Origin of the sequence: Geopseudomonas sagittaria (assembly GCF_900115715.1) — a bacterium.
Lineage (GTDB): Bacteria > Pseudomonadota > Gammaproteobacteria > Pseudomonadales > Pseudomonadaceae > Geopseudomonas > Geopseudomonas sagittaria.
Genome location: NZ_FOXM01000019.1, coordinates 54810 through 63589, shown reverse-complemented (window position 1 = coordinate 63589; position 8780 = coordinate 54810). Strand labels below are relative to the sequence as shown.

The following is an 8780-nucleotide window of genomic DNA, read 5'->3' as shown; positions in this document are numbered from 1 at the left end:
TGGTCACCTGCGGCGGCCAGGCCACCATCCCGATGGTCGCCGCGGTGTCGCGCGTGGCCAAGGTGCACTACGCCGAGATCGTCGCCTCGATCGCCAGCAAGTCCGCCGGCTCGGGCACCCGCGCCAACATCGACGAGTTCACCGAGACCACCACCCAGGCCATCGAGGTGATCGGCGGCGCCGCCAAGGGCAAGGCGATCATCGTCATGAACCCGGCCGAGCCGCCGCTGATCATGCGCGACACCGTGTTCGTGCTGTCCGAAGCGGTCGACCAGGCCAAGGTCGAGGCCTCGGTCGAGGAAATGGCCCAGGCCGTGCAGGCCTACGTGCCGGGCTACCGCCTCAAGCAGAAGGTGCAGTTCGACGTCATCCCCGCAGACAAGCCGCTGACCATCCCGGGCCACGGCACCTTCTCCGGTCTGAAGACCTCGGTGTTCCTCGAGGTGGAGGGCGCCGCCCACTACCTGCCGGCCTACGCCGGCAACCTCGACATCATGACCTCCGCCGCGCTGGCCACCGCCGAGCGCATGGCGCTTTCCATGATCAACGCCTGAGGAGAAGCGCCATGACCTTCGATCCGAGCAAGAAACTGTACATCTCCGACGTGACCCTGCGCGACGGCAGCCACGCCGTGCGCCACCAGTACTCGCTGCAGAACGTGCAGGACATCGCCCGCGCCCTGGACGAGGCCAAGGTGGATGCCATCGAAGTCACCCACGGTGACGGCCTGCAGGGCTCCAGCTTCAACTACGGCTTCGGCGCCCACACCGACCTCGAGTGGATCGAGGCCGCCGCCGACGTGATCCAGCACGCCAGGATCACCGTGCTGCTGCTGCCCGGCATCGGCACGGTCCACGATCTCAAGGCCGCCTACGACGCCGGCGCCCGCTCGGTGCGCATCGCCACCCACTGCACCGAGGCGGACGTCTCCAAGCAGCACATCGAGTACGCCCGTTCGCTGGGCATGGACACCGTCGGCTTCCTGATGATGAGCCACATGATCCCGGCCGAGCAGTTGGCGGCGCAGGGCAAGCTGATGGAAAGCTACGGCGCCCAGTGCATCTACATGGCCGACTCCGGCGGTGCGATGAACATGCAGGACATCCGTGACCGCATGCGCGCCTTCAAGGCAGTGCTGGATCCGGCGACCCAGACTGGCATGCACGCCCACCACAACCTCAGCCTCGGCGTGGCCAACTCGATCACCGCGGTGGAAGAGGGCTGTGATCGCATCGACGCCTCCCTGGCCGGCATGGGTGCCGGTGCCGGCAACGCGCCGCTGGAGGTGTTCATCGCCGCCGCCGAGCGCATGGGCTGGAACCACGGCACCGACCTGTACCGCCTGATGGACGCCGCCGACGACCTGGTGCGTCCGCTGCAGGACCGCCCGGTGCGCGTCGACCGCGAGACCCTCGGCCTCGGCTACGCCGGCGTCTACTCGAGCTTCCTGCGTCACGCCGAAGTGGCCGCCGCGAAGTACGGCCTGAAGACCCTGGATATCCTCGTCGAACTGGGCAAGCGCCGCATGGTCGGCGGCCAGGAAGACATGATCGTCGACGTGGCGCTGGATCTGCTGGCCGTCGGCAAGGGGATGCGCTGAGCCCCACTGGTTGCGCCATGGCGGGCCTCGATCGACGGCCCGCCGAACATGAGGAAGAGTCGTGATGCCGGCCAATAGAGTGATGCAAAGCTACGGGCGCTGCTGCGCCAGTCCGGGCTTCTTCGACTCGTTCTACCAGCGCTTTCTCGCCAGCTCGCCGATCATTCGCGACAAGTTCACCGCTACCGACATGGTGGCGCAGAAGCATCTGCTGCGTGCGGGCATCCTCAACCTGGTGCTCCATGCGCGGGGGATGTCCGACTCCAAGCTGCGCGCGCTGGGGCATAGCCACTCGCGAGAAGGCTTCGACATCCGCCCGGAGCTCTACGACTTGTGGCTGGAGGCGCTGTTGCAGACGGTCGCCGAGCATGATCGGGAGGCTGGCGCCGATGAGCTGCTCGCCTGGCGCGAGGTGCTGGGCAAGGGGATTGCGCTGATCAAATCGTATTACTGAGGCAGGCAGGTGCTCCCGGCGCCATGGGGGGAGATTTGGGCCGAAGTCCCGCAGCGGGGCTTCGGCCTTTTTTTGTCTGCGCACCCGGTTATCCGGGCAGTGCACGAATGCACATTAATGTGCGCCCAAGGGACAAGCCGCGCGGTGGCTGGATAGTTGGGGTACTGGGGCGGACATAGAGTGGGGTCGACGTCAATCTAGCGGACTTGACCCATGTCAACACTCATCAATATCGATCAAGCCTCATCCCAGGCGGTGCCCCGTCCGGGAGTCGCCCAGCGGGGCGTCAAGCTGCTCATGGCGGTGCTGCCATGGGCAATCATCGGTGGCCTGCTGTGGGCCGGCCTGTTCATCAAGCCGCAGCCGGTGGGCGCCACCGTGACGCCGCCGCTGCTCGAGCGCCGCGACCACTTCTACGGCCTGGCCCTGTCGCCGGCCGGCGATGTCTGGGTCAGCGGCTCCAGCGGCAAGATTCTGTCGATCGGCGCCGACGGCAAGATCAGCCGCCTGGCCACCCCGACCCAGAGCACCCTGCAGGACATCGCCGTGTGGGATGCCCAGCATGCGGTGGCGGTCGGCAACGACGGGGTGATCCTGCACAGCGCCGATGCCGGCCAGAGCTGGCAGGCGGCGCAGGATGTGCCGCGCTCGGAAGTCGCCAACAAGCTCAACCGGGTGCGCGTCGCGCCGGGCGGCCTGGCCATCGCCACCGGCGAAATGGGCGCGCTGCTGATCAGCCGCGACCACGGGCAGCGCTGGCAGCGCCTGCGCGAAGAGGAGGACGTGGCCTGGAACGACGTGGCCATCCTCGACGGCGGCCGCCTGCTGGTGGTCGGCGAGTTCGGCCGCATCCTGCTCAGCGACGAGCAGGGGCAGAACTGGGAGGAGATCGCCAGCCCGGTACCCGCCTCGCTGATGTCGGTGCAGTTCCGCGATGCGCTCAACGGCGTGGCGGTCGGCCTGGAAGGCGCCCTGCTGGTCACCCGCGACGGCGGCCGGCAGTGGGACAGCGTCGAGCTGGGCATCAAGGACCACCTGTTCGACGTGCTCTGGGACGCCGGCAACGGCCGCTGGTTCGCCAGCGGTGCCATGGGCCGCTGGGTGAGCGGCAGCGCCGATGGCGACTGGCAGAGCGGCGCCCTCGACGAGCGCAACCTGGCCTGGCACACCCGCGCGCTGCTGGTCGGCTCGAGCATCTGGCTGGCCGGCGCCGACGTCGGCCGCTGGGACGGCCGCCAGTGGTCGCCCGTGAATCCCTGAATCGCCCCTGGCCCCTACTTCTGCGAGATACGACCATGATCGAACGCATAGCCGAATTCTGCATCCGTCGGCGCGCCTGGGTGACCGGCGTGCTGCTCACCCTGACCCTGATCCTCAGCTGGTTCGCCCTGCACATCGAGGTGCGCACCGTGTTCGAGGACATGCTGCCCTCGCGCCACGAGTACGTGCAGACCCACGAGAAGTTCAAGGACACCTTCGGCGGCTCGAACATGGTCACCATCATGTTCGAGGTGGAGGAGGGCGACATCTTCCAGACCGCCGTACTCGACAAGGTGCGCAGCGTCACCCTCGGACTGCGCGAGGTTTCGGCGGTCAACCAGTACCAGATCACCTCGCTGGCCTCGAAGAAGCTCAAGGAGGTACGTGCCTCCACCGCAGGCATCGAGAGCCGCCCGCTGATGTGGCCCGACCTGCCGGTGGACGCCGCAGCGATGGCCGAGCTGAAGCAGGCGGTGCTGCGCAACCCGATGGTCTACGGTCCCTACGTGTCCAAGGACCTGCAGGCCACCCTGATCACCGTCGACTTCATCGACCAGCAGGTCGACTACAGCAAGGTGTTCCACGAGGTCCGCGCGCTGATCGCCAAGGTCGACGACGGCAGCGTGAAGATCCGCGTGGTCGGCGACCCGATCCTCTACGGCTGGGTCAACCACTACCTGCCGGAGACCCTCCAGCTGGTGCTGGCCGCCCTCATGGTGACCCTGGCCATGCTGTTCGTCCTGCTGCGCACCTGGCGCGGGCTGTTCCTGCCGCTGCTGGCCGGTGTGGTCAGTGCGGTCTGGGCGCTGGGCATCTGCCGCCTGCTGGGCATCCACTTCGAGCCGCTGGTCATTGTGGTGGCCATGCTGATCACCTCGCGGGCGGTGTCGCACTCGGTGCAGATCGTCAACCGCTTCGACGACGAGATCGAGCTGCTGCCGCCGGGTGCTGACACCTCGCGGATCGCCGCGCGAATCGCCCTGGCCGACCTGTTCCGTCCGGGTATGCTGGGGGTGATCGCCGACGCCGCGTGCATGGCGGTGGTGGCGTTGAGCCCGATCCCGATGCTGCAGAAGCTCACCGTGCTGTCGGTGGTCTGGGTGTCGACCCTGACCGTCAGCGCGGTGATCCTCACCCCGGTTCTGCTGTCCTTCATCCGCAAGCCGCATGGCACGGCGCACCCGATCAACTGCCTGCCGGTGCTGCGCAAGGTGCTCGACCTGGCCGTGCTGGTCAGCCTGTCGCGGGCCCGCTATGTGGTACTCGGCGCCAGCCTGCTGGTGGTGGTCAGCGCCGGCCTGTACTCGCTGAACCTGAAGATCGGCGACGCCAATCCCGGTTCGCCGATCCTCTGGCCCGAGGCGCAGTACAACCAGGATTCGGCGGCGATCAACGCGCGTTTCGAGGGTGTTGACCGCCTGTTCGTGGTGCTCGGCGACGACAGCCGTCCCGACCTGATCAAGGGCAACGAAGCCCTGCAGGCGATGAACAGCTTCCAGCGCTTCATCGAGGCGCAGCCCGAGGTCGGCGGCTCGGTGTCCATCGCCGACGTGCTGCCGCAGGTCAACGCCAGCCTGCGCGAGGGCAACCCGCGCTATCTCGAGCTGGGCGACAGCGGCAACCTCAACGGCAGCCTGATGGCCATGCTCGATTCGGTCTCCGAGCCAGGCGACATCTCGCGCTTCGCCGACGAGCACTACGCCAACGGCTCGGTCACCCTGATGTTCCGTGACCGCCAGGGCGAGACCATCCGCACTGCGGTGGCACGCATCAAGGAGTTCACCGCCACTCATCCGCTGAGCGAAGGCGAGTGGCAACTGGCCGGCGGCCTGATCGGCGTGATGGCCGCGGTCAACGAGATCATCCTGTCCAGCCAGATCGAGGCCATCGCCCTGGCCCTGCTGGTGCTCGCCGTGCTGTGCACCCTGGTCTACCGCTCCAGCGTCGCCGGCATGCTGTTCATGGTCCCGGTGATCATCTCCAACATGCTGACCTTCGCCTTCATGACCTGGAAGGGTATCGGCATGAACATCAACACCGTGCCGGTGGCGGCACTCGGTATCGGCCTGGGGGTGGACTACGCCTTCTACATCGCCGACCGGATCAAGGAAGAGATCGCCATCGGCAGCAGCCCCGAACATGCCATCCGCCAGGCCCTGCACTCCTCGGGCATGGGGGTCATCGTCACCGCCAGCGTACTGATCCTCGCCACCTTGCTGTGGTGGGTCTCCTCGCTGCGCTTCCAGGCCGAGATGGGCCTGCTGATGGCCATCTGGTTGAGCGTGTCGGCGTTCTCCGCGCTGTTTGTCATGCCCGCGCTGATCTACGTCAGCCGCCCGCGCTTCATCTTCGGCGAGCGCGCGCCGGAGCCGGCGGCCAGTGCCCAACCCGCCCCGTTCCAGCCGGCCTGAGACGGGATAACAACAACAAGAAACCATCGGTTCCTCGCTGCCAACCACTCTGGGGATAACACATGAACAAGCACGGCATCGTGGGTGCGCTCCAGCGCACCCCTCTGGACAAGCTCGCGCTGGCGATTGCACTGGCAACGGTCGCTTCGACCGCCCTTGCCGAAGACCGCCTCAAGGTCGACGGCTACCTGCGCCAGGAAATGTCCTGGAACATGAAGAACTGGGAGGACACCCCCGGCTACGACGACAAGGGCAAGCTGTCGATGGCGCGCAGCACCGCGCGCCTCAACCTGGAGTGGAAGGCCACCGATGACGTGGCGGTGGTGGCCAAGCTGCGCGCTTCCCGCGAGGTGAAGACCAACTTCCTCGAGCACCTTGAGGAGATGGGCGCCAACAACTACCGCGAGGCCGACGGCCAGGGCGACATCATGGATCTCTACAACGACGAGGAGATCCGCGAGCTGTACGTCGATTTCCCGGTCGGCGAGCGCCTGCAGTTCCGCCTCGGCAAGCAGCAGATCGCCTGGGGCGAGACCGACTTCTTCGCCGCCAACGACCTGGTGCACGGCTTCGACTACACCTGGCGCAGCTTCCTCGAGCCGGCCAACGAGGAACTGCGCAAGGCCAACATCATCGCCAAGATGAACATCGACGTGCCGGAGCTGGACGGCGGCCTGGAAGTGTTCGTGCGCCCCGGCTGGGACCGCAAGGAGGACATCGGCACCGAGCTGGACATCTACGGTGGGCGCTGGTCGAGCCAGCCGTACGCCGGCGTCGATTTCCGCAACATCGATCCGTACAACTTCGAGAACGACGAGGGTGACTACCGCGACGTGACCGGTGGCATCCGCTGGAACGGGCTGTATGGCGACACCAACTACTCGCTGTCCTACCTGAAGACCTTCTACCCGTCGCCGATCCTCAACGCCTCCAACAACCTCGCCCTGTTCGGTCTGCCGGGCGTGCCGTCCGGGGCGGAGACCAAGGGCACCACGCAGACCCGCGGTCCGGCCGGCGAGATCATCTACCCGATGGTCGACATCTTCGGTTTCACCGCCAGCCGCTACGCCGAGTGGGCGGACGCGGTGTTCAGCACCGAGATGGCCTACATCAAGGACGCGCCTTACCAGATCCTGCAGTCGCCGCCGACCCTGATCAGCCAGGCGGTGGCTCCCGGCTTCGACGGCTACGCCACCAAGGACGTGGTCGCGCTGATGCTGCGCATGGACAAGAACATCGCTGCCAGCCAGGACTGGCTGGGTACCGAGAAGCCGATGTTCTTCTCGGTGCAGCTGTTCGACAAGTGGGTGCAGAACTACGACGAGGACGACGCGCTGCTGTACAGCGTCGGCTGGGGCGGCGAGGTCAAGGAGCACTCGGTGCTCGCCACCGCGATCTTCGACCTCAGCTACAACAGCGGACGCATCCGCCCGAACCTGGTGGTCGGCACCGACCTCAGCAACGGCGGCGGCTTCGTCATTCCCTCGGTCACCTTCGAACTGAACAGCAAGCTGCGCTGGAAGGTCGAGTACGACGCCTTCTGGGGCAGCGATGCGCGCGATGGCGACAAGTGCGGTTTCCCGAATGCGGCCTCCTGCGACAACGCCACCCTGTTCGACTACTTCAACAACCGCGATCAGCTCTACACCAGCCTGACCTACCTGTTCTGATCCCCCATCGGAGAGCTACCCATGAACGCATTCCGTTTCTCCCTGCGCCATACCCTGACGGTCAGTCTCCTCGCCGCGGCCGGCAGCCTGTCCGGCCTCGCCGCCGCTGCCGAACTGCCGGCGGGCACGGTGATTTCCGCCGCCAACATCGACCAGATCAAGAACGACACCTTCGAAGGCCACAGCATCGCCAGCCTGCTCACCGAGAAGATGGAGTGGCGCATCCGCAACAACGGCTGGAAGCTGCCGCTGGCTGCCTCCAAGGAGGTGCCGCTTGATCCGCGCTGGGTCAAGGCCTCGCAGGCCAACGAGGGCAAGGCCGTCCTCAACAAGGAAGCCTGCCGGGTGGACAACTGGGGCGCTGGCGCGCCTTTCCCGAATATCGACATGAAGGACCCGCAGGCTGCGGAAAAGCTGGTCTGGAACTGGCATCTTGGCCAGCTCGTGGGTGATGTGTCCCAGGTGCCGCAGTACACCCAGCTACTGATTGACGGCAAGAAGGGCTTGCACGCTGAGCCGGTTGCCGAGTTCAGCCGCTACTCCATGAAAGGCCGCCTGACCAGCGAGCAGGCGGTGGAGGGTGACGGCAGTGAGCGTGGCCGCCAGTTGCTGTATTTCAAATCGCCCTCTGACATGAAAGGTCTCGGCACCTACACCGTGATGTACGACTCGGACAAGGTCAACAGCGTGTGGGCCTACATCCCCGCCGTGCGCCGGGTGCGCCAGCTCTCCGGTGGCGCCTGGATGGACCCGATCGGCTCCTCCGACCAGCTGCAGGACGACCTGGATATCTTCAACGCCAGGCCGTGCTGGTACCCCGAGTACAAGCTGGTCGGCAAGCGCTGGGTGCTCGCGGTGACCAACAGCAAGACCGGTCTGTGGAATCCGCAGGGCAAGAGCTTCGCCGAGAAGTACCCGGTGCTGGAGGACGCCGCCCCCTACTGGAACATGAACAACAACAGCTTCGAGCCGCGCGAGGTCTATGTGGTCGAGGCGATCACCCCGTCGGCGCACCCGTATAGCAAGAAGGTGCTGTACATGGACGTGAAGTACCCACGCTTCCACTACGCCGAAGCCTACGACCGCAAGGGCGAATTCTGGAAGTTCATGGAGTTCCACTCCTACTCCAACACCGCCGACGGCGACATCCGCACCACCGCCGGCGCGGTCATCGACTTCCAGCGCAACCACGCCACCCTGTCGATGATCGACACCAAGTCGTGGAAGACCAACTTCGACGCTAAGTCCAGCGACTTCTCCCTGCAGACCCTGCAGCGGGCCGGCCGCTGATTGGCGCCACCACTGGCGGGGCCGGTTAGCGCCGGTCCCGCTGCCCCCCTTCCAGACAAAGCCGGTCCGGCGGCCCTGGCGGGCTGTCCAGCCAG

General features: G+C 66.1%; 7 protein-coding genes. All 7 read left to right on the top strand.

Going from position 1 to position 8780, the window contains the following annotated elements; all coding sequences use genetic code 11:
- A partial coding sequence (locus BM297_RS18725) for an acetylating acetaldehyde dehydrogenase (RefSeq protein ID WP_139231086.1) occupies window positions 1–554 on the top strand: 554 nt, incomplete at its 5' end.
- An 11-nt stretch (window positions 555–565) separates the two neighbouring features.
- Window positions 566–1600, top strand: a complete 1035-nt coding sequence (dmpG, locus tag BM297_RS18720) for a 4-hydroxy-2-oxovalerate aldolase (RefSeq protein ID WP_092434532.1) — start codon at window positions 566–568, stop codon at window positions 1598–1600.
- 61 nt (window positions 1601–1661) lie between these two features.
- The gene (locus BM297_RS18715) at window positions 1662–2054 is read left to right on the top strand and encodes a globin (protein ID WP_092434529.1); all 393 of its coding nucleotides are present in this window, start codon (window positions 1662–1664) and stop codon (window positions 2052–2054) included.
- A 213-nt stretch (window positions 2055–2267) separates the two neighbouring features.
- Window positions 2268–3314: a WD40/YVTN/BNR-like repeat-containing protein gene (locus BM297_RS18710; RefSeq protein ID WP_092434526.1), complete on the top strand. Its 1047-nt coding sequence runs from the start codon at window positions 2268–2270 to the stop codon at window positions 3312–3314.
- Window positions 3315–3349: 35 nt separating this feature from the next.
- A complete protein-coding gene (locus BM297_RS18705; protein ID WP_092434523.1) occupies window positions 3350–5725 on the top strand; it encodes an efflux RND transporter permease subunit in 2376 nt (791 codons plus the stop codon).
- 62 nt (window positions 5726–5787) lie between these two features.
- A complete protein-coding gene (locus BM297_RS18700) occupies window positions 5788–7395 on the top strand; it encodes a DUF1302 family protein (protein WP_092434520.1) in 1608 nt (535 codons plus the stop codon).
- 21 nt (window positions 7396–7416) lie between these two features.
- Complete coding sequence (locus BM297_RS18695; protein WP_092434516.1) at window positions 7417–8685, top strand: DUF1329 domain-containing protein; 1269 nt, start codon at window positions 7417–7419, stop codon at window positions 8683–8685.
- Window positions 8686–8780 lie beyond the last annotated feature (95 nt).

Coding starts and splice junctions, on each gene's coding strand:
- BM297_RS18695 (WP_092434516.1), top strand. CDS start 7,417: ATGAACGCATTCCGTTTCTCCCTGCGCCATACCCTGACGGTCAGTCTC.
- dmpG (WP_092434532.1), top strand. CDS start 566: ATGACCTTCGATCCGAGCAAGAAACTGTACATCTCCGACGTGACCCTG.
- BM297_RS18710 (WP_092434526.1), top strand. CDS start 2,268: ATGTCAACACTCATCAATATCGATCAAGCCTCATCCCAGGCGGTGCCC.
- BM297_RS18700 (WP_092434520.1), top strand. CDS start 5,788: ATGAACAAGCACGGCATCGTGGGTGCGCTCCAGCGCACCCCTCTGGAC.
- BM297_RS18705 (WP_092434523.1), top strand. CDS start 3,350: ATGATCGAACGCATAGCCGAATTCTGCATCCGTCGGCGCGCCTGGGTG.